Raw genomic sequence first — 24,966 nt, forward strand, 5'->3', positions numbered from 1 at the left:
TTGCGGGACTACTATTATTCTTATTTCGAGCGAGTGTTAGAGCAAAATGTTGTGCCGGAGAAGCGCCAAGAGACCTCGTATTATGTAATGGTCGAACCGCTCTGGCACTTACCATACGAGAGAGTGCGAATTCATTACTGAAGCTATTTTTCTGTTCTCAGCATCTCGATAAATATATAAGAAAAAGAATATATCTGCAGGGAGTTACCCTAATACACGTATTTGTCCTAGTGGCCGTGAACGACCCCAACTTCGATGCATCATCCCCTCTCTATTGGTCCGAGATCGAGGATTTGGGCTTGTTTTTGAGCGCCTATATGATGGTTTCTGCGTTGGATACTCGCAGATAGAGGGTTGGATAGGGTATTTGATGCCAGTTCATACGGCACCGTTCGGGGCAGATGGTGTATTTGCGCGTATTTGATCTGGATACTCGCATATATCTTTTCTACAGATTCATTCTGTGTCTGTGAGTAATACATTTCATACGATTCCGTTATTTGATGTCCTGAAAAAACGATTTGAGGTGCTATATGCGAGTATTTGGGGTAAAAACCACCCATCGGTTTCGTAAACGCCGTTGGTAGGGGAGACCTCTCGCTTTGTGAGTAAACCACACCGAGACTTTATGTCATTCTAAGAATATATGTGGTATGTAAGCGATAAACTAGCCGGCTCGCCACTGCACCACCGCTTCGCCGAATATTCGGCCGAGAGTCAAGCCTGAGAAGATTTTGCTGAATATAATCCGCGACGAGACGCTACTTCGCGAAAAACCGCTAATCTCAGTAAGAATGAGTCGTATTTCGTGATCCCCAGGAATTGCTTGATGATCTTGACAAGCACGTTGGTGATGGTGGAAATTTTGTCAATCGGAGCGATGCGGTTAGGACGTTAATACGGAAAACGCTAGACTGCCTTGATGAGATCAATAGGCGACAAGGACGTGTCGCAGCCGAGGAGTCTACTTAATTCTATTAACTTAACCACCGATTCAAAAGTGGCTTCGTGGTCCTAGATTAGCGTATCCAATTCGCTTCTATCTATTAGCGTTCAGAAAGGTTTGGATATAACCGTGGACTGTGATTGTGACTACACCACGCTCAGTGATTGAAATCAACCCTCGGTCAGAATTGTAATTCACCATTCCACGTTCAGCAAGAGTTGGTAGGTGTACTTGATATAGCGACACATTCGCACTATCACGCGAAATACCCTGTTCTACGAGATGGTCAACCAGTGTTCGACGAGTAATTGGCTCCGAGCTATCATGGTCCAAGAGATATCTCAGAGTCATTCGCCTCCGACGATTGCTGAGTACATAGTAGAGGTCATCGGTATCAATCGGTCCAGCGTATCGTGTTGTGAGTGTTTTCAGCACGCTCATCAACGCCCCCTACCGAGCGTGCTGAAACACCTGTGTCAATCAACTATATTCTGAATTAAAGCACCTATTTGATATGTAGCTCAATTTCTGTTGTATGGATGTGCAACAAGTTGATCCAACTACCGAGTATAAACTTCCCGAACCGGACCCCTCTATCCGACAACAAGGAGGCGAAGGTAGAACACATTGGTCGCGAAAAGCCTCAGTTATCGCTTGGCTCAAGAATATCGATGGAATACAAGGAGAAATTGAAGCTGAAACCAAGGTTGAAGATCTTATTGCCGATGTCAAGTGTACTCTTGACAAGTCGGTCAAGGGAATTCCTGACAGATGTGTGTTTGAAATCCAAACACGAGAGTCGAATACCAGCATCTTACAGCGAATTGAGCGTTTCAACCGGCATGGATACACTGTTTTCTATATCTATCCAGAGAAGGCCAGTGATTACCGCCGACGGCTCGCTGAGCAACTGGAAGCGAACATGTCTGAGCCGCCAATTCTTGGTAGGATCACAGAAGGCGGTGAACTAATTCTTGGTAACGGCGTTACACCGGGAACGCTCGACCGAAACCCCGGTGTCCCTCCTTGGAAGGAATTCTATGTCCCGACGTACGAACGCTCGTCCACGTGCTATGACTTCGGCGACTTCATGATAAATTCGGTTCGCACAGCGCTGGTAGCAATTAATGGCTATTTATATGCTATGGCTGAAGTGGACAGCAATGGGCAGCGGACGCTCCCTCTTTCACCAGGACTCAGCGAGAGTGAACTATACAATCAACTGATGGACGGCGAGATAACCCGCGAGTCCCCTGTCCGCGGAACACCGTAAAGACAGAGCTGTAATTCGTTGTACGACAGCGTTTGAGTACTGGTGAGACCGCAGAGTATCGGTCTAATATATCAAGCGCTCACAGATTAATGACTTCGCTAAATAATGTTTTATGTGTGAGCGCCCGGGTCGAACATCTCTTCCTCAGACAGTGGTAACCGCATCAACCATCACCTACAGAGGAACAATATATCATGGTTCTTCATTCACGGGCCCTTATATATCACTGATGTGTTTTAAAATGTAGAATGGTAGATGTAGACTCCAGAGACGGCTCTTACGTCACTATTGGACAAGGCTGTGAAACTGATTCTGCATGGACTTGGAAACTAAATGATTATATAATCCGCCGATACATGGATGGAGACTTGGTCATCTACAACCATCAAAATGAATCTTCGGTCTTGCTAGATGTTGACGCCGTGGAAGTCCTCGTTGAGCACATCGAAAACAACCATCCTGAATTAACGGGATCAAAGAATGTTCTATTAACTGAGACAAAATTCAGTGAGGAACGGCTTCGATATCAGAATGGTAACATCCTCCTCACAAACAACTCTTCTGAGGTATCACTCACCCACGAAGAGGCTGACGAGATCGTTGAAACGATGCAGAGAGCAGGTGATTTTGAGATAGAGTGGGAATAGTCAGACTGACCACTTCTAAGACTTGGTCACACATATTTTGTTAATTCTCTCGTGTTTTCATTCAGTTTTTCTGGATCGATTCGGCCGCGGCGAGAGTCGATCTCATCGAGCATATCTAGCGTCTTCCGTATTGAGGCGCGTATGGCGTCACTCCGATTCACGAACTTTCCGTCATCACCAACATGCTCGTCGAGGTCATCAAGCAGTTCCTGTGGTATCTCAACACTTACTTTCGGCATACGTCTATATTCTCAGAGGAATATCTTCATTTTGTCGCCGAGACGACTCTCTGGAAGGCCTTCCAAAAATTTGCTCTCAGAACATATTATAGGTGGAGTTGATACCTACCTACGAGTACTCTGGCCGCGCTGCGTATGTGATCGGATCGCGTGACCCAGCATTCCGGAACGCTTCGAGCCGGAACGCACACGCATCACACGTTCCACACGCCGGCTCCTCGTCGCGGTAACACGACCACGTCATCTCGTACGGCACACCCAGTTCTAACCCCCGCTCGGCGATGTCCGTCTTCGACCACTCGACGAAGGGGGCTTTCAACTCAATCTCCGTCTCCGGTTTTGTGCCAACGTCGATTACGTTCTGAAAAGCGTCGAAGAACGCCGGACGACAGTCGGGATACCCAGAGAAATCCTCCGAGTGTGCGCCGATAAAGAGCGCCTCCGACTCGGTCGCTTCCGCGTACGAGGTCGCCATCGACAACAGATTCGCGTTCCGGAAGGGAACGTACGATGTCGGAATTTCGTCACTCTCAAGATCCGCGTCAGCCACGTCCATCTCTTCGTCCGTCAGGCTCGACGCGCCGATCTGGGAGAGATGCCCCGTTTCGATGTGCAGGAAGTCAGCCGCATCGACTTCCTTGGCAAGCGCATTCGCACACTCGTACTCCTTGTCTTCTGTGCGCTGTCCGTACGACGTATGGAGAAAGTACGGCTCGTACCCCTGCTCGATCGCCTCGTACACAGCCGTCGCACTATCCATCCCGCCCGACACCAGAATGACCGCGCTTTTGTTGCTCATGGTTGCTCAGTTACGTCGAATTTGTTGTCGCTCTGTTCACTACACCGCACTCGCGGCACCGCGCTCTTCCGACCGGCCTCTGAGAATGACGTACTCATGTTCCCGGGGCGTCGTTCCACAGGTCCACGTGCAGTCGCGGCGTGTACCGGTAGCCATACTCCATCGCCAGCTCGGCGACCTCGCTTCGCGTCCCGTCGAGTTGCTCGCGCGTCATGCCCTCGGGCATCAACAACACGTCATCATCAGCGACGGTCGTCGCCGTCGCCTTCCGAACTCGATCAACCAGATTCGTGATCTCTGGGAGATCCGACTCGTCGGTCACGACGAACTTGAGTTGCGTCTCGTAGTCGTCGACCATCTGGGACAACGCATCCATATCGATCCGATTCTGTTCGTGTTTCTCCTCCCACTCGCCCTCCCCCTTGGGGTCACGCTCCGGTGTCGGCGTGCTGCTCGCCAGCTTTGGGCTGATGCTCGCCAGATCAATCGGCGCGTCCCGGTAGATTGTCCCGTTCGTCTCCACTGTCGTGTGATACCCCTCTGCGGCCAGTCGCTCTAACAGTTCTACTGACTCCTCGTGGATGAGCGGCTCCCCGCCCGTGAGTACGACGTGGCCAGCCTGCTCGTGGGACTGCACCTGCTCGATGATCGAGTCGACGTCACGCCACGCCCCGGTCGGCTCCCACGACGTATGGTACGAATCACAGAACCAACACCGGAGGTTACACCCAGAAGTCCGCACAAAGACAGAGGGGACCCCTGCGAGCGTTCCCTCACCCTGTAACGAGTAGAACACCTCGTTTATCGGGAGCCCCTCACCAGCCGCGTCAGCGTCCGTTGTGGGCTCCTCGATATCGCTAGCGACCGGCATTAGTACGACGCACAGAGCTCGCCAGTTTCACTCACCGACACCGACACGTCCGAGACGGTGTCCGGGAACGCCTCGAGCATCCGTTGTTCGAGGAGGACGCTCATCACCTCCGCCGTCGGTGGGTGGTCCAACACGACGAGTGCGTCACCGTCGTCGGACGCCTCGAACGCATCGACGAGCGGATCGCCCTCTTCGACGAGGAAACGATGGTCCCACGCATCGATGACGTCCGTCACGTCGCCCTTGTCGACGACCCAGCCTTCTTCGGTGAGTTCCCCGGTCACTTGGACAGTGATCTCGTAATTGTGGCCGTGTGGCCGCGAGCACTTCCCATCGTGATGGAGAATTCGATGGCCCGAGCTAATCCGGATGGGGTTGTCCGCTCCGATGTGGAGGGTTCGTTGGCCTGCTTCCTGAAGCACATCTGCTTCGGATTCGTCTCTTGATATACTCCGAGCCATACTCGAAGAATATTCGGGGAATATATAAATATTGAGTTTCGTTACTCTATCGATGGCACAGCAGCACCACTCACGATCGTCTCTCCGCCGACTCTCTCGTTGCCCCCCAGTATCCACTCTGGCCGAGCCGCTTCATAGCATCACACGCAACTGCCCGGTCACAGACGGTGGTGACAGCTGATGGAGACTGAGGATACTCGTGCGATCTTTACAGCCGTATTCGCCGGCTCAATCGTCCTCGCAAACGTCCTCGCAGCGAAACTGACGTGGATCGAGCTGCCGGGGCTTGGCGGTGTCGCCGTCCCCGCTGGGTTCGTTGCGTTCGGCGTCGCGTACCTCGCCTCGGACTTGCTCGTCGAGTACCACGGGAAGGAGTACGCTGCGACTGTGGTCAACGGCACCGTCGTCACGCTCGTCTTCGCGTATGCGCTCGTATTCCTCGCCATTTGGATGCCATCCGCCCCCTTCTACGGTGGGCAAGATGCGTTCGTCTCGACGCTTGGCGGCTCGGCATCGATCATCCTCGCCTCCGTCGTCGCGCTCGCGTTCGCCCAGCACCTCGACGTTCGGTTATTCGCTAATTTGAAGGACCGGACCGCTGGTCGCCATCGCTGGCTCCGAAACTGCGGTTCCACTGCAATTAGTCAGGGTGTGGACACAATCGTGTTCATTACGCTCGGATTCGCTATCTTTCCGGCACTCGGCCTTGGTGGGGACCCGACGTGGGGTTGGGCGCTCGTCTCGATCGTTGCTGGGCAGTACATCGTGAAGCTGCTTGTCGCGTTGATTGATACGCTCCCGTTCTACGCCGTCACAGAATTTGTGGAACGACCGGGTTAGCCACAACGTGTATTGAATTTGGGTTTGTCAGATTCCTCGATTGCTTACAACCCTTAACAGGTTCGTTAAATATGACGCGAATAGTCGTACTATGCTAACAAAAGATGTCTATTAATCATCAAACGGACTGAGACAACTTTATAACATGTACTTCACCATATATGTGTATGGGCGAACATGATGTTGAGGATAGTAAGGAAGGTGTCCAAACAGAAATCCGAACCGATGTTGAATATGAAGGTGAGGGAACTGTTTACGCGGTCAAAACTGCTCAACAGGGAAAACGTCGGGTAGATTTCAAAATAGGTCATATAGATGGCACCTATGCTGAGGGGCTTGAATACTACTATGATGGCGAGAGCTTCAATAGCACAGGAATGTACAAAGTTCCAGAGAATGCACCGTCTGGACGGTACAAAGATGATAAATTCTATGAATTAATAGATGGTGATATCTCACTCACTGAAGATTCTATTATCGAATCAAAGGAACACGACCGACAGGGAGTGGATACTACTGAATGGGCTAAAGAGCGCTTGGAGTGGAAACCCACTGCTAGTGAGGTGCTTAATGACGATTGGGTGAATTCTGCACAGGATCATTTTGAAGACGAGTTTGAGTGATCTTATAGATACAGTCTCTCGAATCTCAAAAGGGCCTTTCACGAACGTCTAAGCAACGTTGGTCCTCCGTCTCCAGCAAGTCTTTCGTATCAGTCCTCTACGTTCTCAATAGCCTGTCTGCGACCCAACTCATGTGGCACTTACAGCACAACAATTGTCAGCAACTGGTGAGTTAGCTAGGAGGCAATCCCGAACGTCTTGTTCGTCAAGGTGTCAAACGGATCGATCGGAGACGGAACGGTACAAAATTGATCTCGATCAGTCTTGGAATCCGGTGTACACCTGTACGGAGACGGTCCGCCCATCGAGTTCGGGAACCTCTGTGCGAGAGAGTTGCACCGTCTCAACGGGGTCTTGATCAGCGATGAGCGCTTGGTAGAGCTGTTTCCACGCTTTCTGTTGCTCGTATTTTTCGGGGTCACTGCTGACAGCCCGAAACAGAGATTTCGAGACGACGATGAAGAGCTTCCGCTTCATTCGACTGGCACCGACGTTGAACCGATTCGCATCAAGCAGGAACTCAGAGATCTGATTCACGTATCCTTGGTTGCCGGCAGTCATCGCCAGCGCCATCACGTCACGTTCGCCGCCCTGGAACCGTTCAACCGTATCGACAGTTAGGTCAATATGGTTTTGCATTCGCCGACGCATCAAGCGGAAGGGAACCACGACACCCGCGCTCAGTTCGTCGGATTCGGGCTCTTGGGCGACAACTGGAAGCGGATCAAGCACCCTGCCAGCCAAATACGCCTCTACGGGACTGTCTTTGGTGTAGACGTTATCATCGTGCAGTAAGACGGTTACACGTGTATCCGGATCAAGTGCGGCGTTCACCCAGGGAGGGAGATCGTCACTGCGGACGTCCGGAATCGTTTGTGCCGATCCGGCCGACTCAAGCGTGATGTTGTCCCGGTGGTAGAACAGCTCGGTTTCGAAACGAGCCATTGCGGGAGGTAGCCGATAGGTTAGTTTCAGTTGGTCCATCGGGAGTACCGCATCCTTTTCACTCCAAGTCGGCGGTTCACGATCGAACTGTTCGAAGTTACTGTCCTGATCACCGCGGAGGAACCGAACGAAATCAAGTGCGGAGACTGCAGGAGTGTTCTCTTCGATCGTTTGGCGATCCTCGCTCTCCCAATCGTGTGCTTGGATGGGCTGCATCTGACGGTGGTCTCCCACGAGCATCAGCTGCTTGTCCCGGCCAAGGAACGCACCGACGAGAAACAGCAGGGGGAGATCCATCATACTCGCCTCATCAACGAGGGCGAAATCGAAGAGTCGAGAACGGCCATCGGCCATGAACTCCTCGACCGAATCGGCATCGTCATCGATACTCCAGCGCACACCGTTCACGAAGTTCCGAAGGGTTACCGGCGTCGTGAACACGATGAGGGGACCTGGCGCCTCGTTTCCGAGGACGTATTCTTCGAAGATATCTTGTAGTTCGTCACGGTCATCGTGGGCCCTGTACTCCCGGACGTTTCCGGGGAGGTCGCCCGAAAGAGATCCGGATTGCACCCGGATGAGACGCGCGTTGTCAAGTACCCCATCCTCGGCGAGCCGTTGTTGCGCGTCCGCAACTGACCTAGCGAGTTCGTCGACGGCGTTGTGTGAGTGGGCCGTTGCGATCCCCGAAAACGATCCGGTCGCAGCGTTAGCGCGCGCGAGTATCGCCGGGGCAGACGCATACCTCGTTTTCCCGGTTCCGGGCGGTCCCTGGAGCGCGGCAACCGTGTGGTCCGTTTGTGAGACGAACGCCGTTTGGTCGTAGTTCGTCGATTCAGGCATTACTTGGTCGAACTTCTCGAGGAAGGATCGGACAGCTGCAGGGTCGAACTGCGGGGAGTCCCGTCGGAGCGCGTCGGAGATCTCGTCGTCGTACAGATTGACCAGCCGATTATGCACGTCGTTTTGGCCGGCATTTTGCAGCGCGGCGTGAGCGCGGTGGGCGACGAAGTCATCGAGTGCCGGGTCCAACACGAACTGCATCCCTTCCTCGATGAGTTGACGATCCCACTCGTCGTCCTCGTCGGTCGTCCAGCCAGAATGGTTCGGTTTGAATTTCTCCCTGGACCTATTTTGAGCTCCAAGGAACGAAACCCGGACCGTACCCGTCTCGGTATCGACACGAGTGAGTCGTCCCAGTACCTGATTTGCGATCCGCTGTGGTGATCTCACGTCCTCAGTTAGGTTCCCGTCGCCGTTACGTTTCAACGGCGTCATTACGACGAAACTCCCTTTCTCAAGCGAGAGGGGAGTGTCGGCCTGAATCCCGTCCTTTGAATCGTCCCCGAGCGACCGGAGTATCGACCCACCGAGCCACATCCGTGGCTCTGAGTCATCATCGCCCTCTTCAGGCGGTTCAGTAACCTCGAACGGGATTGCGCGGCCAGTTGTCGTGCGTTGACTGAGCGGTGTCCGGTAGTGGGAGACGAGTTCGCGCCGATTCGCACCGAATTCGAGTTCCTGATACTCCAGACAGGTCGACTGAAGCTCGGATACGCCGAGCGTATTTTCGCGGAGGTCTCCAAGCTCAATAGGCTCTTTCGTCATCGTCGCGTCCTTGTCCCGAATCGAGCGCTCGATATGCTCATAGGCCTCACAAATGGAGTGAACGATGTCCTCAATGTCATCCAGTGTAACTCGTGGTGAACCCGCATCGGTATGGTGACGGTATCGCTCGATCTGTGACTGCATCTCCGGATCTTCAGCCAGATCTGGTTTGAGGAGATCGAATTCCTCGGTAGCGTAGAGGTACTCCAGCGGAAGCGTGTCCTGATTCCGACCGAGAATCGGGAATTCACCTCTCAAGTGGTCCGAGGCAATTTGGAGACCATCGTTGAAATCGAGGATGATACGAGAGCCCATCTGATCGTACGAAACGGTCGTCTCGAAGAAGCCAAGGTCGAATACCTGCTTGAGTGGCACCTCTTCAGCGTCCCGTGGACGCTCCCAGTCGAGTTCCGTATCTCTCGAGTAGAACTGAGCTGCCGTTTGAACAACGCCCAGTCCCGGGTATCGGAACGCGTGTCTGTCGCGGAACTCGTCCCGAAGGACACTCACACTCGTCTGGTCGATTTCTTCACGGTACCCGAGAAGCGTCCGAATCGCCTGTGCGGCATCCGATTCGGGATGGCGCTTGACAGCGTCAATAAGTGTCCGCCGCTGGGACTCCCCGTACGGATAGATATGGACGAAGCCTTCCGTATCGCTATACCCCTCCTCACTGAGGTCAGGGCGAACCTCGTTGACCGCAGAGGAGAGCCTCTCGAAGAACCGCTCGATCAACCGGCGCTCTTCTTGATCTTTGCGTTCCTTGTTTAGGTTCGGAAGCTCATCCGGGTGGCTGACAATAAACTTCCCAGTATCGTGCTCATCCTCGTATCGGCTGGACGTTACCTTCGCCGCGAGAAGCACGACCCGGTTGCGTACGAAATCGTACTGGACGTAGGGATAGACTCGCACGAGCGACTTCCGAGGATAATCGAGATTGAAGCTATCCGGCGGATTATCATCGGGAAGGTTTCGACCGGAGCCGATGAGGTAGTCTCCCCACGGACCGGCCTTGTCAGATCGTTGTTGCCACTGATCTTCGTAATCAGGGTCGATCTGCCGCAGGAAGCGGTGGGCGATCTGTGCGGTATCGCGGAGGTTCGAGATCTCCGTTTCCCGTAGGATGCGCGTGACTAATTCCGGCTCCTTGGGGCGCGGGTGGACATGAGAAGTCGCTCTCCGATTACGTTCCTCAGTCGGCCAGTCAAAGAGCGTTGCGAGGTCATGGAGGTCTTCGATGCCGAGACTATTGAGGGACTCCTGTACACCCTCACTGAGCCCAAGCAGAGCGAGGTTGTGGTTCGTCACCGAGTGTGCGATACACTTCGACTGCTTAGCACAGTCGTCACAACGGGCGTCGATTCGGTAGGTGGGCGGGTCGCCGGATTCTCGCATCTCGTCGCCGTCGAGGAGCTCAGCGTCAAGCGCACCGTCGGGTTCGAGCAGGAGTTGGATATCGTTCTGGCGCGTGCTCAGATCGAATGTTCCGACTCGTCGCAAATCGAGATCGCCGGTGGATGTCACGAGAGCCGCGAGGTCGTTCCGTTCCGGTTCCTGTGACACGATGCTCGCTGAGACGCTCGTATTGATGTCCGCAAACAGAGACTCAAGCAGAAGCGAGTAGATGGCAGCTTGTAGCTGGTGGTGAGTTTTCACCGAACTCGAGGACTTGAGTTCGACAACGCGTACCTCCACGCTTCGGGGACCGGGAGCGGTCGTGTCCGGGCTAGCGATGACGACGTCCGCATCACCACGAATGGGCCACGCACCGACAGTCCCCTCGATCCGTGGTTGGAAGAAGACGATTGGGTTCGACCTATCGCCTGTCGCAAGGTCTTCGACGACTGTTCGAAGCCGTTCGATGTCTGTCTCCGGCTCACCGCTCCAGCGTTCGTCGAAGGGGTGGTCCTCATCGGCCGGACCGATGCTGTAGATGTCTGCCTCGAGAAGGTGGCGGAGCTGCCCAGCTTCGAACGCTTGGCCTGTCGCGGCGAGGAGAGGACTCAGCGAGATATCCGAGATGGAACCGAGGTTCTCGTCGACGTAACGGTGGTACAGGTACATCGGGCACTGCTGAAGCTTGTAGAACTGTGCGATCGCACTCGGACTGACGGTCGTTCGCTGAGAGTTAGTCATGGATCGAAATGTGTCGGGTGAGAGTCTGCTGGCTCTTGCTCGGGGCTATCGCTGTCACTGGAGGTTCTCTACGTAGCGACCGACGGCGTCACGTTCCTCCGGCCACGTATCGCTGCGAACGTTCCATTTGAATCCGGTACCTTTCGCTTCGTTATCTTCGAGTTGCCACATGTAGAGACGCGTCTTGTGCGTCGATGAGTAGTCGTCCTCGTACTGGACGACGGCAGTCCACCAGTCGTCTGTCTTTTTAATCGTCTCTCCGCCGACCACGTTGTAGTGTTGGACGGGAAAGTAGGGTGTATCGGCATCAACGGCCGAACCGGCGTAGTCTTCGACGACGCGTCGTTCCGCTTCCCAGTGGTCTGGGTCGATGTTCCACTTATGCTTCGTAACCCATCCCTTGGTGTCGTTGTCTCGCCAGAGGTACAGTCGGATCTTCTCGTTTCCGTATTCGTCCTCGGAATGGACGATTGCGCGCCACCAGCCCCCGGATTTGCTGAACGTGAGTGCACCAACTGGTGTGAGGTGCCCCTCGATTGGATAGCGAGATAGATCTTTCGTCATCAATATATTAGTGGAACAGCACCTTACTTAAATAGATAACCGGGACGCGAACGAGATCAGCCAGCATCGAATATCTACAGGTGCTATCGAGCTAGAGGCTGGACTCGGGCGGAGAGAGTTCCCGAATATCTTGGTAGTGACGTGAAATAGTGACCGCCGAGACGTCGGCGGCCTCTGCTACTGCCTGCTGGTTAACCGGCAGACTCAGGTCGACCGCGGCAGCGTACACCGCTGTCGCAGCGATTCCAGCAGGATGTTTCCCGATATGCAATTCCTCGTTAGCGGCCCGGGTGAGATACCCGCTTGCTCTGTGTTCGACATTCGGGTCGAACTCAAGCTCAGAGACGACACGCGGGAGGAAATCCTGTGGCCGGGCGGGAGGAATCGACGGCTCGAACTCAACACGAAGGATACTCACGTGATTGCGGATTTTCGACTCCGAGAGAGGAGAGTACGGAGAGAGCCGGCTGAGCGTCATCGGATGTCGACGCTCTCTTGCCGAGATAAACACGCACGCGGCGGCGAACCCCTCAATTGATCGGCCCTTTAATAATTCCTTCTGGACGGTTTTTCGGTACCAGTACGCTGCCCGCTCACGTATCGGCTGAGATAGCTCGACTGCTGCCGCGACATCGCGGAGCTCGCGGAGGCCGCTTACGAGTGAGCGTTCATCACTCCGCAGCCGCTCGTTGTATCGGCTGAGCCGATCCGTGTCACCGTGAACAGATCGAGTAATCGTGGTGCCGGTATTCACCCACTGTTGACTCTGCCCTGGCCCGAGTCGACGGTCTTTATACTCGCGCCACTGGGGCTCGCTGTGCTCAATCGGGGAGTCTTCGACTACGACGCCGCAGCCGTTACAATAGGTAACTCCATCCTCGGTGAGGAGTTCGCCGTCGACGCAATCTGGACACTCTGTCCCCGAAGTCGTTTCACTGCGACTTTTGACGTGGGGCCCGGCTGTTGTGGCCGAAGCTACACTACTGGCAAGACGTTGGGGCTGACGGGAATTCGTTGTCGGTGCCAACAAGCCGGTGCTGCTGATGCAGCAGTTCGGTGCTTATCCTGTAATTTGTCCGGCGTTCTCTTGAGCTTTACCCTCGTTCGACGCTTGAAAGGGTGGGCGATTGTCAGAGGCACGTTCTGTGCCGGGTTCGCCCAGTACGACAGAGCAACAGTATCTGACTTAAATTGATAACCGAGATCAGTATTCGAACCCTTGAGCGGAATCAGATGTGAGTGCGAAGCCGGAAGACTCGTACACGCTCGAGATCGCATTCTCCAGCTCGTTCAGATGGGCCTGTATGTCGCTGATTGTGTCAGATGGAAGCGCAGAAATATACGCTCCGAACCGAAACAACGCCTGTTCGTACCGTCGCCCGTCAATATGCTCCGGAATCGTTTGTTGGAAGAACTCACTGAACTCGCCAAAGCGTGACGGCGATTGGGTCGCACTCCTTGGAAGTGGTCGTTCTCCACCACGCCGTCTCGTTAGGTAGACATACGCGACCCAGCATCGAACATCAAAAATCGGGAAGCGAACGGAGTATTGGCCGGGACCGCTGTCAGCGAGATGGAGGAGAAACGCGGGAGTGACGACGGTCCGGTTTGTAAGTGCGCCGCGCTCCACGAGTAAGTCGGCTAACTGGCCGACCGCATCACCGGGACTGTCTTCGAGGAGGTCGATCAGCTCATCAGTTGTGAGGACATCGGTAACATCATCGACATCAACTCCGCGACTGAGGTCTTTCCAATCCCAGAGGGCTCGCGCGCGCTCAAGCGCGTCCGAACGATCTCGGATTGCGTTTGTGTATTCCGAATTGTCATCTTGTTGGGCCGAGTACTGGAGTGCCCAGTATTCGATATTAAGCGGTGATGTGGAAGTCATACTCTCGTTACACGTGTCAGGGTCATAATCCACCCGCCGGAAGACTGAACGTCAACAACTAGCGGGTTTCGTCAGGTGTCAATTTAAGTGGGATATGCCCTCTAAACTGACTGAACGGTACCTGCCCGAAAACCTCCGACTAGGATGACTAAACGACCGAAGAGATTTACTGCTGCATACTCTCACTGCGATCATCGGCACAACCGCCACTACCGTCGAGAATTGATGATTGACCTCACTGAAACTGAATTCGAACTCGTTGATCAGCTTCTCGACGTCCTCGGAGAGGCGATAGATTCACTCCCGGAAATCGATAAGAGCTACGCGAACAAGACGAAAATACAGAAGCTCCTGTTTTTCGCAATCGACGAGTTCGAGATCCCGGTCACTCATAGCTGGTATCTCGCCGGTGCTGTCGTCCCTGATCGGTCGATCGGTCCGAATGCACTCCAAACGGCTGACGGACCGACAGGACCAAGCAGTCCGTCAGTTCCGGAAACAGATTCTGAGGACGTGATTGAAAGCGTTAGCACGGTCGATCCGATTCTATTCACCGACTCGTCAGGGGAGGAATTCGATTCGGAGCCATCGTCCGCCCTCGAAGCGTACGTCTCCCGAAGCGATCTGCTGACGTTCTACCGCCAAGAGATCCCCGACCTCTGGCACCAACAGACGATGCGATTCCTCCAGAACTTCTACCAAGAGACGGCTCCCGACGAGTACCGTCTTCTGTACATCGAGAGCACACATCTCCGGACGCATCTCGCCGACCTTGTCTGCGCGATTGACACCATCATCGATGGCGGCACCCCGGAACGGTCGATCACTTCGATTCGGGAGTCTATCGGACTCTCGATTTCTGACCTTCATTACCATATAGGTCGCCGCGAAGACCTCAGTCAGACTCTCAGTGTCGTCGTTGAGGGTACCGACCTCATTGAGGACGCCGTAATGCGACTCGATCAGCATTCGACAGCAGATCTCACTCCTGAACACCGGTCGGCCATCGAACGCCTTCAGGACTTCTTCTACTACTACGTCTGGAAGTATCCCTGTCTCCTCATCTCAGCGAACACCGCGAGTGGCTCTCAGGCTGACCGCTTGCGGGCAGAGCAGCTAGCCGCCTTCGAAGAGTTTGACGATCGCGTCCTCGACGAACGAAGCACAATCGCGGCCGATCTCGCTTCGGTCGACCTCCTCCCAGCACCAGGCGACTACGAACCGATCGACGATAATGTCCTGTCCGAAAGACTATGCGATTTATCAACACAGTATCTCGAATGAGAGAACATGCCCGGTATCGGAGATGACGATGCAGGGGTGGGGACACTGAGTCCCGACAACGTCTTCGTTGACACGAGTATCCTCCTCAACTACGCCCAGCGGGTTATTGAACGCGACCACACGTCTCCGTTAATCGATAGTGACGACGTCGAGGTTGTCGTCGGAGTGACCGTCGCTGACGAACTTGAAGAGGTCCGAGAACGCCGTGAACACATCTACGAGGATTTCCTCGCGTACCTCATCGACGACGCGGAAGACATCGGTGAGTATGACCCGGCGTCACGGCGTCCATATTTTCAGACGAACGATGAGCGGCACGTACGAAACATTCAGATGAAGCTTGCTCAGTTGGACGACCGGCGTAAGATCCAACGAGATCTCCGCCATGCACTTCGTTCGATCGAGCGTCGACTTAGCTATCTTGCCGATGAAGTCGTTCCGGACGGCTTGTTCGACCAACAGCCAGGATTGACAGTACTATTCGCGCTGCAGGACGTTATTCCGAACGACAAGGATCGAAGCGTCGTTGGCGATGCTGCGCTCTGGTCAGCAGAGGCTGAGGAGAGTTCGGGCGTGTTCACCACGACTGACCGAGATGACCTACTCGATCTCGCGGACGAAATAAACGAGGTTCTCAAAGACGCGAAGGGGGAGGAGTGGACAATTGCGATTGTCCATCCAAGAAATCTCTCAATCGTCGATGAGTTCCGATCACTCGATTCACCTACTTCCTGAATCATATCAACTCATTAATCCCAGTCCTCAAGACTCGTATCCTGGAGTGTTATACTGTTAGAAACCCTAAAACATCTATTAGGATAAGTTACAACAACAGAACTTATAATCATTCAGACAATCAACGTCCTATGGACAAAAATGAAAAATCAAAAAGCGACATTACTGACACAACAGATCAAGAATTTGATCGTGGCGATTATATGAAACACCAGGGAGAGCAATTTAATCAGCTCGTTGAAAATGATTGCTTTCTCCGCCCCCACATCCGATTCCCCTTTGATGAGGATAAATTCAATCAAGCATTAGTATCTGCAATTGATGGAGATTCAACACATCTTGAATCAGATGACCGCGATATTGTACTGGGTGGACACCTCCTCGACTGGGGGCGTATTGGTCTTAGCATTAATATTCGACAAATGATTTTTGCCGAACATCAGGTAGGTGAAGACAGCCACGACGCTGTTGACCTATCACTGTACGTCGGGAGTGAGGAAGCTGAAGCAGCTTACGAACACTATCCGACCGAGCCACCTGAATTAGCAGAGCGGGCGGAAATTGAAAAAAGAGTCACCCAACAACACGTGACGTTATTACGTGATATTAGTCCAGAATGTCGAGAGGGAGTCCTCAAAATGAGGGAACTCGTAGAAGGTCACTCCGAGCTCGTTTGGGGAGGAGAGCCGGAATTAACGACAACTGATGGCTCATATGGATTTTCTGGAACGATTTATTATCGGCCTTGTGAGTTTTAAGAGGTAGTACCGCTAACGTGGTTATCCGTGTCTTTCCTGCTGTTCGGCCGCTATGTTAGTTGTGTAACAGCACAAGATGACGAGAAGGTAGCTCAAATATCAAATGTATAACGAAATTTGTCTCTACCATGTTGGTCGTACTCTACATAATTCCATACAGATTTTGACATTTCATGGGGTGGCATCACAAGACACTCTCCGGAAAAACTGAGCGCTTCCGTCACACAGTAAGATCGAGTGTCAGTTTGACGTACTCAGTCGCCGAACCGTACTCGTTCTCGATTACCTCACAGAGTTCCCGGTTTAGGGTGAGACCACCACGTGTGATATTTGCCGAGCCGAGGTAGACGAACGAGTCCGAGACGACAGCCTTCGCGTGAAGTCCGTCGATCTCCTGAACATGGACGTGCTCGGGGAGTCTCCGTTTGATGTAATCGTTGTGCGATTCCCCGGAGCGAAGCAAAAGATGGATTTCCTTCTCCGAGAGCGTTTCCAGCGCTTCAATAAGGGACACCTCTCGAGACTCGAACCGGTCGTTGATCGGGAGACTGAGGGAGACGTCGCTCAGCCAGGGCGAGACCACGACGACAGGGTCGCAGTGCAGTAGCGTGAACCCGATGAAATACGAGAGGCTCTCAGAAGGTAAGGAAAACGCTCTTGTCATCGAATTCACCTGCTGGAGGTAGTTCTCGGTCAAACATCTCAGTGCTAGTCTGGTCAGCGGGAACTGTTTCAGTAATATCCTCTCGAAGGGCTTCGAGCAGGACGTAACTGAGTGAGTCACTCTGATCCGTCGCGGCGATACACTCCCCGAGATGGAGGTTCTCCACGCAGCCGTCGATATCGGGGGAGTAGAACACCGTTTTTGCCCGGTCGACATCGGATAGATCGACGCTTAGCGCATCGACGGCAGTATCGGGGAACTCGTCTACCCCGTCTACCTGCTTCTGAGCGATTGTCTGCTTGACCCGAAACGCGTCGGTGGCGTCGATTTCCTCGTCGATTGCGAACTGTTCGGCTTTGTCAACGCTGGACAGGACTTCTTGAACGACCCGATCCACCACTGACTCGAACGGGGTATCGAGTGCTTCTCTGACCGCCGCCTCGACATCGGGTTCAGCGGTCGATGTACAGAGCTGGTCGACGAAGGGTTCACTCGCCCACAGGCGTTCGTTGATAACTTGTGAGTTGTATCCGACCCGGTTGATCGCTTCCAACACTGTCCCGGGGTCGTTCGATAGGTCCTCGAAGACCAAGTCGACGACTCCCTGGCCACCCTCTGTTCGTTCGAAGATGTACACCTCGCCTGCATCGCGGTCGAAGCCGTAGAACAGCATCGAGGTGTTAACGGCGCTGATATCCGAGACGATCTGGAGGTAGAAGTGTGCTGCCGTATGATACGCGACGTACTCGTAGTCGATTTCCTCGAACTCGTGGTAGCGTTCGACGAGCGAACGAACGTCCTCGTCTGCGACTCTCTCGAGGAACGACTCGAGATCGAACACGAGTCCTCGTGTGTCGATTTGGAAGCCGAGTTTCTCTTCCGGGCTGTCGAGTTCCACCTCGAACGGGTCCCGCTGATCGAAACTCACCTGCGTCCCCCATGACTGAGCAGGACGGATACTCAGCGTAACTCCGTCGAGAGTTACCTCCGAGGAGACGTCCGCAAGCGTTACCGAACCTGTCCGCTCCGTTTCTGAGCGGAGTTCGACGTTCGTACTCACCTGGGGGTTCGAATGGATTTTCCCCAGTTCACTTTTGTCGTGGCGTAGGCAGCTATCGATATCGGTGATTACCTGGTAGCACACGGGACAGTACCGGACGATATTCATTGCATCCTCACTCAAATCGGCCATCGCGGACAGCTCGATTGAATCAGGGATGAGGATACCGTCCTGAATCTCTCCACTGACGTGCTGAGAGTAGTCCAATTCGACGCCGTCTTCCGTAACTCGAGTACGCGGTAGGAACGCGTACATCTGGTTGGTCTCCGATTGGTACTCCGATCGATACGGCGTGTAGGTACTCACGAGCTTGTCGATCGACTCATCAGTACTGTCGCCGTTATCGGGATTGAAGACGCTAAAGAAGCGCCCAGCACCGCCGAAGTAGTTTTGAGGGATGTACCAAACCTCTCCGAGGCTACGGTCGTTCACGCCGAGATACTGCTCGAAGTAATACGCGCCGCGGAGGAGCCGCTTGACGGCGTAGAGACTGAGGTGTGGGTTGCTAAACGCGACGTATTCCTCTAATTCGTCGAGTGCCTCGATGAGGTAGTGGATACGTTTCTGTGTGCGGTAGTAATCCTTGATCCGTTCATCGTCGCTCAGATTGTAGAGCTGCATAGCAGCGTCGTGGACGTCATTGAGTCTGTCTGTCCGAACTTGTGGAATCTCTCGGTCCGTTGCACGGTCCACACGGCTCCGGAATTTCATCAACGGGCCGGTAAGGCTGAACAGATCCGCGAGCAGGTCATCGAAATGTCGTATCTTACCGTGTGTATCCCCGTCGGGGATTTCTGATGCAGTCTCTCGGAGGTCTGCTAGGTTAGATTCAAGCGAGTCTACTTCTTCTTCATATCCCGTTTCCCCGAGCGCCTCGAGCTCATCCTCATAGCCCGACACCTGTCCGGAGAAAGCGTTGATCAGTTCGAGTACCTGATCTTGGACCTTGTGAACATAGGTGTTGACCGTTTCTTCTCCTCGTACTACGTTTCCGTCATCGAGCTCGAAGAATGACTCAATCTCCTCGAACGTCTCGCGTTGGTCTTCGAGGTGTGACCTGAGCCTCGCACGCGCCTCGCCGACGAGTTCCTCTGAGAGTAGAGGCTGTGAAGCGACGTCGATTCCAAACTCCTCGTCGAAGAATTCCCCCGGCGAAAGCAGTAGATTACGGTAGGCGTCGAACTCGAGTCGATCTCCGAGATATTCGTCGAGGAACTGTTCACCGGGGTCACGAAGGCTGAGATTGGGCTGGTCTGCGATTCCGAGCGACACCTCGTAGTACTCACGGAACCGTGAGTGGACCCATTCAATGACATCGTTGTCTGTCTTGAGTGGTGTGCGGATGTCAGAGTCGAGGAACCGGTCCGCCCGGTAGAACATGTTCGAGTCCCCCGTCAGACTGGAGAGCATCACCGCAACGTGTGCGTCCATCCCTTCCTTCCGCGCGGCGCGACCAGCACGCTGCTTGAACGAGGAAAGGTCCCAAGGTGTCCTATACTGCGTAATCGTCTTGATTTCCCCGACGTCGATTCCTACTTCTAAGAACGACGTGGACAGAAGGACGTCGCTGGAACCGACGTCACCCGAGTCGAAACCGTGTTCGGCAGAGACCGGCATGAACGAGAGGTGTTCATCGAGGAACCTGTGATCCATCGCCTCAGCAACGGCCGCCCAGTCTTCGACATCATCGTCGCCGTCACCGAGGTGGTAGCGCCAGAGCTCTCGGTTGTGGTCCGCGTCGAGAAGCTGCGTGTATTTTTGATTGATTTGCGAGATACTATCGATGAAGGCGAGCATCTTCCCACGCTGCCCGGAGGACTGCTCAAGGAGGCTGTGTCCGAGGAGAAGATGCTGTTGGATCGACATCGACGACGCCCCTGGCCCATCAGGCGCGGCGAGCATGAAGTAGTAGTGTTCGTAATCGTCGTGGTCGTCATCGAAATCCGATGCGCCGGGTTCGACGGTGTGGATGTCGTCGTTCGACACACCGAAGAGGCGCTTTCCGAATCGAGCCGCATTGTCGATGGTAGCGCTCGACCCCAACCAGAGGATTGGCTGCTCGGTAATCGCGTTGACGTTCTCGATGATCTTCGACGCATGAGCCCCTCGAATCTGGGTGTTCATGTGGACCTCGTCTAGGACGATTGTTTCGAAGTCATCGACCAGCGAATAGTGGGGCTTGAGAGCGAACCCTTCCAGTGACTCAAGTGTCGTGAGAACGATGTCGGGACGATTGTTGAACACCATATCGTGGCGCGACAAGATCAGCTCACGATCGGTGAACGAGTGGTCCGGGTTGGCCTCACAACGGAGCGTGTAACTCTGGGAAGTTCCGTGGTACTCGAACGCGTTCGGGCTGCCTTCCTCGCCACACCAGCAGTTGGCGAGTTTGAACCGAGGGCGGCCGCTATCACCAGTGAAGAAGGTCTGATCGCCCTCGACCTCGTTCATTTTGTACGGCATGCCACCGACGTAGACACCGACGGAGAGCTGATCATCGGTGTTTGAATTGATCTGGTGGATGTGTTCGAGGACACGACCCAGTTGATCCTGTAGCAACGCCCGACTCGGGTAGACGATGGCCGTCGACTCCTGTCGTCCATCACGAAGCAGCTGGTAGAGTGGACCCAGGAACGCCTCCGTCTTGCCGAATCCGGTGGGTGCAGAAAACACGGCAGCCTTGTTCTGATTCGACTCTCGCCGTTCCCGGTCGAGTTCATCGACCGTCTGCCAGCTCTCGACTTGGAAGTCTAGTGGATCGAATCCGAACAGGTCGATGATTTCTTGAACAAACTCATCAGACCCGGTGTACGGGCTCGTCTGTCGTCGCTTCTGACGCTCACGTCTGTACTTGAGTGCCTCGGTAACGAAGGGAGGATCCGCCTGCTCCGTCTTGAATATCCGGCGGTTATGAAGCATCGCCTCGATCAGCGGCTGAATATCGTCGTTTAGCCGAGATGGCTTCGTGTTCCGGTCTACAAATTGCATGAGAAGAAAGGGATACTATTGTCGTTTACCCGCCCGTTCTTCAAGCTTACTAACACCTCGTAACGACGGGAGGAAAGGAGACTACGAGAGTGTCAGCTCAATATATTCGCCGATATCAGACTCAGCGAGCAGCGTCCGCTGTTCGGGTTTGAGGTCGGCGTATGAGAGGCGTTCATCGTCGATCATCCGCTCGATCAGCGACCTGATATCCGGAGGATAGTGGCCAAACAGTGTCTCTTGAAGTTCATCAAACGCCTCACGCATCTCCTGACCGTATTCGCGGGCATTCTGAGCTAACTCCTCAAACTTCACGTCTTCCTCCGAATAGACGTGCTCCTTCCACCGCCAGTCGTCGAGGAGGCCGCCGAGAGCTCGGAGTCGCAACTCGTCCACGCGTTCGACGCGATCGTTCAGCCGCTGCATCGCGGTAACCGTGGAATTGTGCTTCAGGCGAAGTTCCTGGATCCGGTTCTGTACCGTCGTCTCCGCACTCTCTACTTCTGATTCGAGCGCCGAGAGACGTTCCTCAATGGTTTCGTATTCCCCGCGTTCGAGCAAATCCATGACCTCGTCGACAGACTGGCGTGCCGAGGTGTCGATTTCGACACGTTCGTCGAAGAACGCACTTGCGAGTTCACGCTGGAGGAGTGTTTCCTCCATCGTCTCCGCTAGTTCGTCCAGTTCGTCAGCGAGATGCTGACGTCGATACTGCTTCTGTACGCTTTGCAGCTTGGCTTCGAGCGACTCACTGTCAGTCGACATAGTAGCCTCCGATCTCGAGGAAGTTCTTTGCAAAGTCGGATTCGGTGCCACCGCCGACAATCGAAATATCGTCGTAACGCTCGTAGACGTTGGTTTTCGTGAGTTTCATGCTGATCAGTATCGCTTGTAGCCGTTCGTCAGCCGACCTGTTCTCAAGGTCACCAGCGAGACGAGCGGCGTCCGCCGCCTCGTCGATAGCTTGCTGATCTAACGCCACGAACTTACCGAGTGACTCGACCATGTCGGTGTCCACGTGGTCATACGTCCGGAGCGTTTCGAGAATGCCATCGATATTCGAGATAGAGACTGAGGCGAGTTCATCGGAGACTGTGGTGACCGTCTCCTCTCTATACTCGCCTTCCAGCTCTTCGAACAATTGGTTGAGGTCGTACGAGATATCCGCAATATCCCGAATCTTGCTGTCCGTATCGAAGCGCACACGAGACGAGACACGCTGGATTCGACCTCGACCAAGCCCTTCGAAGACGGCAGTAGGAGGATGCTCTTCGAGCCGCTCACGGACACGAGCCACATCGAGCGTGTTCGCGTTAGCGCCATAAAAGGCACTGACCATCTCCTCGAACCGGTCGGCTTGGTTCATGAACTTGACGAGGTCATTGAACCCATCTTTCGAGACCTCTTGTCTCAGTGCTTCTCGAAGTTCCGAATCAAGCGTGTAGGAGCCAGATTCGCTGAATCGCTCGCTCAGTCGCTCGGCGGTGACTTCCTCGAACGGAGAACTTAGAAGAACCACGTACGCGTAGCCCGCGAGAGCGAAATCCTCGAATGTGTGGTTTGCGTTCTTTTTGAAGAATTTCAGGTCCGAACGAAGATGATGTTCGACGATCTCCTGCTGCCACTGTCGTGCATACCCTGTCAACTGCGTTCCAAGGCCTCTGAGCAACTCGTCGAAGTCCGCCTGTGATTTCTCTTCCTCCCGGTAGATACCGAACTTGAGGAGCTTTTTCAGATCGGATAGGCGGAACTCTTGTGGATCGATCACGATCTGATCGTCATCAGGCGACCGCTGTTGACTCGCAAAGACGAACGGATCCTTCTGGCTGCTCAAATTATACCGCAGTCCCATCCCATCGAACAGTTCCAAGTCGTTGGTGAGATGTTTGATCGAATCGGTCAGCCCGATACGGAGGTATCGGGTGATCTCAGAGAACTCCCCGGGATTGCTCTGCCACGGCTGGACGTTCGGTCGGAGATCTTGGATTAACCGTTCGGCTTTGCTGAGCTGTGGCGGTTCAGGAGGTTCCGGTCCCGTGGGTCCCGGTCCCGTGGGTCCCGGTCCAGTTGGGCCCGGGGACTCGATATCAGTCGGGACTGTGACGAAACCATCCGAACGAGTGACCCCGTCAGTTCCCTCCACTGCTTCAGATTCTCCGAAGGCGTCGACGAACCTAGCGTCGACCTTGATCCCGTCAGTTGTCGGAACTCCGTACCACCGCGCAAGGTTCGCGAGAGATTCTGCGCTCTCATAGATTGGGGTGGCTGGATCAACATTGTTAGTTAACACGTTTAGACGGTCAGCACTCGACGGGGCGTCGACGTACCCTTCGTAGTAATCACGGAGCACATCGAATACGGCCATAACGTACTCTCGCGGGGACTGTTCGTCGTCTTGGAGCCCAGCGTAGACGCGCTCGAGGAAGGGCTCGTTGAACGGGAAGAGGTCTCGGAATGACTCATCACAGAACCCGCAGTCAGCACAGATTGACTCAGAAGGAGCGGGATTCAACGAGAGGTCGAGCCCATCCCCACTACGGTCGTACTCCACGCTCCCGTCGAAGGACTTGAAGTAGCCGAGGTACGGCCGGATGAAGTCGACAGCGGAGTCCTCGTCGAGGAAAAGGACGCTGTTCGAGTTCTGGCGGTTCGTTCGATAAAATTCGAAACGGTCCTCAGCAGTCTGCGTGTGGAGAACGTCCGTTGAGTCTCGAGTGCCAGCGACCACGAAGTCCCAATTGTCGCTTGGTTTATCACGTTCCATGTAGTTTCGGAGCCGCTTCCCCTCCATTGCCGTGATAGCGAAGTCCTCGAAGATGATCACCGGGCGCGTATCCGTGAACCGGTCTCCCACGCGCTCAAGAACATCGCCGAGGGATGCCGTCTGGTAGCGCTCCCTGATCTCCCGCCAGAGTTCCTCATTGAACGCTTCCACGGCGTCTTCGACATCAATAGAATCCTCAATGACCTGTAGGAAATCGTTCCGGCGGTACGCTTGCTCGGTAACAAACTTGATCTCTTTCGCGTATTCACCCTTTTCGACGAGAAGTGAGAGTTGGTCCTGAACAAATTCTCGGATCTTTTCTTCTTTCCCCTGTGCGTCAACTTCGTTGCCGCGCGCACTGAGGTTGAGGATCGCGCCGGATGTTGCGTTGTTGGCGACAACACTCGCGTTTTTCTTGAGGTCCTCCCGGAGCTGCTGAAAATTCGATGCGCCGGGCAGTTCTTCGTCGAAGTGCTTCTCGTAGAACTCCGGGATTCGTTCCGAGAGGAGCGTCATCAGGTCGTCGTCCTTGTCGACGTGCAGGATTGGTCGACCGTCTTCCTCAAGTTGGTGTGATAAGAAAGCACACAACTCTGACTTCCCGGTCCCTACCTCTCCCTCGATAACGACCGAGAAATTCCCGACTCGCTGGTCGGTGAACTCGCGGTACACTTCCTTCTCTCCGACGACTTCCTCTTCTGATCGAGTCCCCTGCGGCGACCGGAATACCTCGATCGGCCGGTGTGTGAACTCGAACAGGTCTTTGTTGTCTGAGCGTACCGCTGCGACTTTCGAGAACAATTGTCGGAGCGTCTTCTCGTCGACTGCCTCGAAGTGCGGGCACTGAAGCTCCGAGTCTTGCTGAATCGTACTCAT

At 54.2% G+C, this 24,966-nt stretch carries 21 protein-coding genes; 8 read left to right on the plus strand and 13 right to left on the minus strand.

Annotated features, from left to right (window positions below; all coding sequences use genetic code 11):
• Positions 1-822: 822 nt before the first annotated feature.
• Positions 823-972 carry a ribbon-helix-helix domain-containing protein gene (locus C469_RS17555; RefSeq protein WP_082230154.1) on the plus strand — a complete coding sequence of 50 codons (150 nt, stop codon included), beginning with the start codon at positions 823-825 and terminating at the stop codon, positions 970-972.
• 67 nt (positions 973-1,039) lie between these two features.
• On the opposite strand, the gene C469_RS17875 is transcribed toward C469_RS17555, so the two are convergent.
• Complete coding sequence (locus tag C469_RS17875; protein WP_449272121.1) at positions 1,040-1,387, minus strand: DUF7344 domain-containing protein; 348 nt, start codon at positions 1,385-1,387, stop codon at positions 1,040-1,042.
• 94 nt (positions 1,388-1,481) lie between these two features.
• Between C469_RS17875 and C469_RS16905 the strand changes: the two genes are divergently transcribed.
• Complete coding sequence (locus C469_RS16905; RefSeq protein ID WP_147587318.1) at positions 1,482-2,219, plus strand: hypothetical protein; 738 nt, start codon at positions 1,482-1,484, stop codon at positions 2,217-2,219.
• 248 nt (positions 2,220-2,467) lie between these two features.
• Positions 2,468-2,866 (plus strand): hypothetical protein, encoded by a 399-nt coding sequence (locus C469_RS16910; protein ID WP_147587319.1) that lies wholly within the window; start codon positions 2,468-2,470, stop codon positions 2,864-2,866.
• Between the two features lie 26 nt (positions 2,867-2,892).
• Here the strand turns inward: C469_RS16910 and C469_RS16475 are convergent, their stop codons facing one another.
• The 4 genes from C469_RS16475 to C469_RS13895 form a co-directional block, all read right to left on the minus strand.
• Entirely contained in the window at positions 2,893-3,105 is a 213-nt protein-coding gene (locus C469_RS16475; RefSeq protein WP_008007662.1) for a ribbon-helix-helix domain-containing protein, read from the minus strand.
• A 109-nt stretch (positions 3,106-3,214) separates the two neighbouring features.
• Positions 3,215-3,904, minus strand: a complete 690-nt coding sequence (queC, locus tag C469_RS13885; RefSeq protein WP_008007664.1) for a 7-cyano-7-deazaguanine synthase QueC — start codon at positions 3,902-3,904, stop codon at positions 3,215-3,217.
• A 94-nt stretch (positions 3,905-3,998) separates the two neighbouring features.
• Positions 3,999-4,775: a 7-carboxy-7-deazaguanine synthase QueE gene (locus tag C469_RS13890; RefSeq protein ID WP_008007667.1), complete on the minus strand. Its 777-nt coding sequence runs from the start codon at positions 4,773-4,775 to the stop codon at positions 3,999-4,001.
• Positions 4,775-5,236: a 6-pyruvoyl trahydropterin synthase family protein gene (locus C469_RS13895; protein WP_049911455.1), complete on the minus strand. Its 462-nt coding sequence runs from the start codon at positions 5,234-5,236 to the stop codon at positions 4,775-4,777. The genes C469_RS13890 and C469_RS13895 overlap by 1 nt, the downstream gene beginning before the upstream one ends.
• A 180-nt stretch (positions 5,237-5,416) precedes the next feature.
• Here C469_RS13895 and C469_RS13900 point away from each other — a divergent pair, with 180 nt between their 5' ends.
• Together C469_RS13900 and C469_RS16915 are read left to right on the plus strand one after the other, a co-directional pair.
• Positions 5,417-6,076 carry a queuosine precursor transporter gene (locus C469_RS13900; RefSeq protein WP_008007670.1) on the plus strand — a complete coding sequence of 220 codons (660 nt, stop codon included), beginning with the start codon at positions 5,417-5,419 and terminating at the stop codon, positions 6,074-6,076.
• Positions 6,077-6,243: 167 nt separating this feature from the next.
• Positions 6,244-6,699, plus strand: a complete 456-nt coding sequence (locus C469_RS16915) for a hypothetical protein (RefSeq protein ID WP_147587320.1) — start codon at positions 6,244-6,246, stop codon at positions 6,697-6,699.
• A gap of 258 nt (positions 6,700-6,957) precedes the next feature.
• Here the strand turns inward: C469_RS16915 and C469_RS13905 are convergent, their stop codons facing one another.
• The 4 genes from C469_RS13905 to C469_RS16925 all read right to left on the minus strand — a co-directional run bounded on the left by C469_RS13905 (position 6,958) and on the right by C469_RS16925 (position 13,840).
• Positions 6,958-11,316, minus strand: coding sequence for an AAA domain-containing protein (locus C469_RS13905; RefSeq protein ID WP_160163070.1), 4,359 nt, complete (start codon positions 11,314-11,316; stop codon positions 6,958-6,960).
• Between the two features lie 126 nt (positions 11,317-11,442).
• Entirely contained in the window at positions 11,443-11,952 is a 510-nt protein-coding gene (locus C469_RS13910; protein WP_008007674.1) for a hypothetical protein, read from the minus strand.
• A 91-nt stretch (positions 11,953-12,043) separates the two neighbouring features.
• Complete coding sequence (locus C469_RS17640; RefSeq protein WP_160163071.1) at positions 12,044-12,706, minus strand: transcription initiation factor IIB family protein; 663 nt, start codon at positions 12,704-12,706, stop codon at positions 12,044-12,046.
• 450 nt (positions 12,707-13,156) lie between these two features.
• Positions 13,157-13,840 carry a hypothetical protein gene (locus C469_RS16925; RefSeq protein ID WP_147587321.1) on the minus strand — a complete coding sequence of 228 codons (684 nt, stop codon included), beginning with the start codon at positions 13,838-13,840 and terminating at the stop codon, positions 13,157-13,159.
• A 225-nt stretch (positions 13,841-14,065) separates the two neighbouring features.
• Here C469_RS16925 and C469_RS13920 point away from each other — a divergent pair, with 225 nt between their 5' ends.
• The 3 genes from C469_RS13920 to C469_RS16930 all read left to right on the plus strand — a co-directional run bounded on the left by C469_RS13920 (position 14,066) and on the right by C469_RS16930 (position 16,617).
• Positions 14,066-15,124 (plus strand): hypothetical protein, encoded by a 1,059-nt coding sequence (locus tag C469_RS13920; RefSeq protein ID WP_008007675.1) that lies wholly within the window; start codon positions 14,066-14,068, stop codon positions 15,122-15,124.
• 6 nt (positions 15,125-15,130) lie between these two features.
• Positions 15,131-15,859, plus strand: coding sequence for a hypothetical protein (locus tag C469_RS13925; RefSeq protein ID WP_008007677.1), 729 nt, complete (start codon positions 15,131-15,133; stop codon positions 15,857-15,859).
• A 131-nt stretch (positions 15,860-15,990) separates the two neighbouring features.
• Positions 15,991-16,617, plus strand: coding sequence for a hypothetical protein (locus tag C469_RS16930; RefSeq protein WP_147587322.1), 627 nt, complete (start codon positions 15,991-15,993; stop codon positions 16,615-16,617).
• A gap of 220 nt (positions 16,618-16,837) precedes the next feature.
• On the opposite strand, the gene C469_RS17565 is transcribed toward C469_RS16930, so the two are convergent.
• The 4 genes from C469_RS17565 to C469_RS13945 all read right to left on the minus strand — a co-directional run bounded on the left by C469_RS17565 (position 16,838) and on the right by C469_RS13945 (position 24,966).
• On the minus strand, positions 16,838-17,314 hold the full coding sequence (locus C469_RS17565; RefSeq protein ID WP_241430033.1) for a phospholipase D-like domain-containing protein: 477 nt from the start codon (positions 17,312-17,314) through the stop codon (positions 16,838-16,840).
• On the minus strand, positions 17,253-21,329 hold the full coding sequence (locus tag C469_RS13935; RefSeq protein ID WP_008007682.1) for a DEAD/DEAH box helicase: 4,077 nt from the start codon (positions 21,327-21,329) through the stop codon (positions 17,253-17,255). Before C469_RS13935 ends, C469_RS17565 begins: the two co-directional genes overlap by 62 nt.
• A gap of 81 nt (positions 21,330-21,410) precedes the next feature.
• The gene (locus tag C469_RS13940; RefSeq protein ID WP_008007683.1) at positions 21,411-22,091 is read right to left on the minus strand and encodes a hypothetical protein; all 681 of its coding nucleotides are present in this window, start codon (positions 22,089-22,091) and stop codon (positions 21,411-21,413) included.
• Positions 22,081-24,966: an ATP-binding protein gene (locus C469_RS13945; RefSeq protein ID WP_008007685.1), complete on the minus strand. Its 2,886-nt coding sequence runs from the start codon at positions 24,964-24,966 to the stop codon at positions 22,081-22,083. The genes C469_RS13940 and C469_RS13945 overlap by 11 nt, the downstream gene beginning before the upstream one ends.

Source organism: Halorubrum lipolyticum DSM 21995 (assembly GCF_000337375.1).
GTDB classification, from domain to species: Archaea; Halobacteriota; Halobacteria; order Halobacteriales; family Haloferacaceae; genus Halorubrum; species Halorubrum lipolyticum.

Excerpts from the sequence above, each read along its gene's own strand:
- C469_RS17875 (WP_449272121.1), bottom strand. The coding sequence starts at position 1,387 with ATGAGCGTGCTGAAAACACTCACAACACGATACGCTGGACCGATTGAT.
- C469_RS13925 (WP_008007677.1), top strand. The coding sequence starts at position 15,131 with ATGCCCGGTATCGGAGATGACGATGCAGGGGTGGGGACACTGAGTCCC.
- C469_RS13920 (WP_008007675.1), top strand. The coding sequence starts at position 14,066 with ATGATTGACCTCACTGAAACTGAATTCGAACTCGTTGATCAGCTTCTC.
- queC (WP_008007664.1), bottom strand. The coding sequence starts at position 3,904 with ATGAGCAACAAAAGCGCGGTCATTCTGGTGTCGGGCGGGATGGATAGT.
- C469_RS16925 (WP_147587321.1), bottom strand. The coding sequence starts at position 13,840 with ATGACTTCCACATCACCGCTTAATATCGAATACTGGGCACTCCAGTAC.
- C469_RS13940 (WP_008007683.1), bottom strand. The coding sequence starts at position 22,091 with ATGTCGACTGACAGTGAGTCGCTCGAAGCCAAGCTGCAAAGCGTACAG.
- C469_RS13905 (WP_160163070.1), bottom strand. The coding sequence starts at position 11,316 with ATGTACCTGTACCACCGTTACGTCGACGAGAACCTCGGTTCCATCTCG.
- C469_RS13895 (WP_049911455.1), bottom strand. The coding sequence starts at position 5,236 with ATGGCTCGGAGTATATCAAGAGACGAATCCGAAGCAGATGTGCTTCAG.
- C469_RS13945 (WP_008007685.1), bottom strand. The coding sequence starts at position 24,966 with ATGAGTACGATTCAGCAAGACTCGGAGCTTCAGTGCCCGCACTTCGAG.
- C469_RS13890 (WP_008007667.1), bottom strand. The coding sequence starts at position 4,775 with ATGCCGGTCGCTAGCGATATCGAGGAGCCCACAACGGACGCTGACGCG.
- C469_RS16930 (WP_147587322.1), top strand. The coding sequence starts at position 15,991 with ATGGACAAAAATGAAAAATCAAAAAGCGACATTACTGACACAACAGAT.
- C469_RS16905 (WP_147587318.1), top strand. The coding sequence starts at position 1,482 with ATGGATGTGCAACAAGTTGATCCAACTACCGAGTATAAACTTCCCGAA.
- C469_RS16915 (WP_147587320.1), top strand. The coding sequence starts at position 6,244 with ATGGGCGAACATGATGTTGAGGATAGTAAGGAAGGTGTCCAAACAGAA.
- C469_RS16475 (WP_008007662.1), bottom strand. The coding sequence starts at position 3,105 with ATGCCGAAAGTAAGTGTTGAGATACCACAGGAACTGCTTGATGACCTC.
- C469_RS13900 (WP_008007670.1), top strand. The coding sequence starts at position 5,417 with ATGGAGACTGAGGATACTCGTGCGATCTTTACAGCCGTATTCGCCGGC.
- C469_RS16910 (WP_147587319.1), top strand. The coding sequence starts at position 2,468 with ATGGTAGATGTAGACTCCAGAGACGGCTCTTACGTCACTATTGGACAA.
- C469_RS13935 (WP_008007682.1), bottom strand. The coding sequence starts at position 21,329 with ATGCAATTTGTAGACCGGAACACGAAGCCATCTCGGCTAAACGACGAT.
- C469_RS13910 (WP_008007674.1), bottom strand. The coding sequence starts at position 11,952 with ATGACGAAAGATCTATCTCGCTATCCAATCGAGGGGCACCTCACACCA.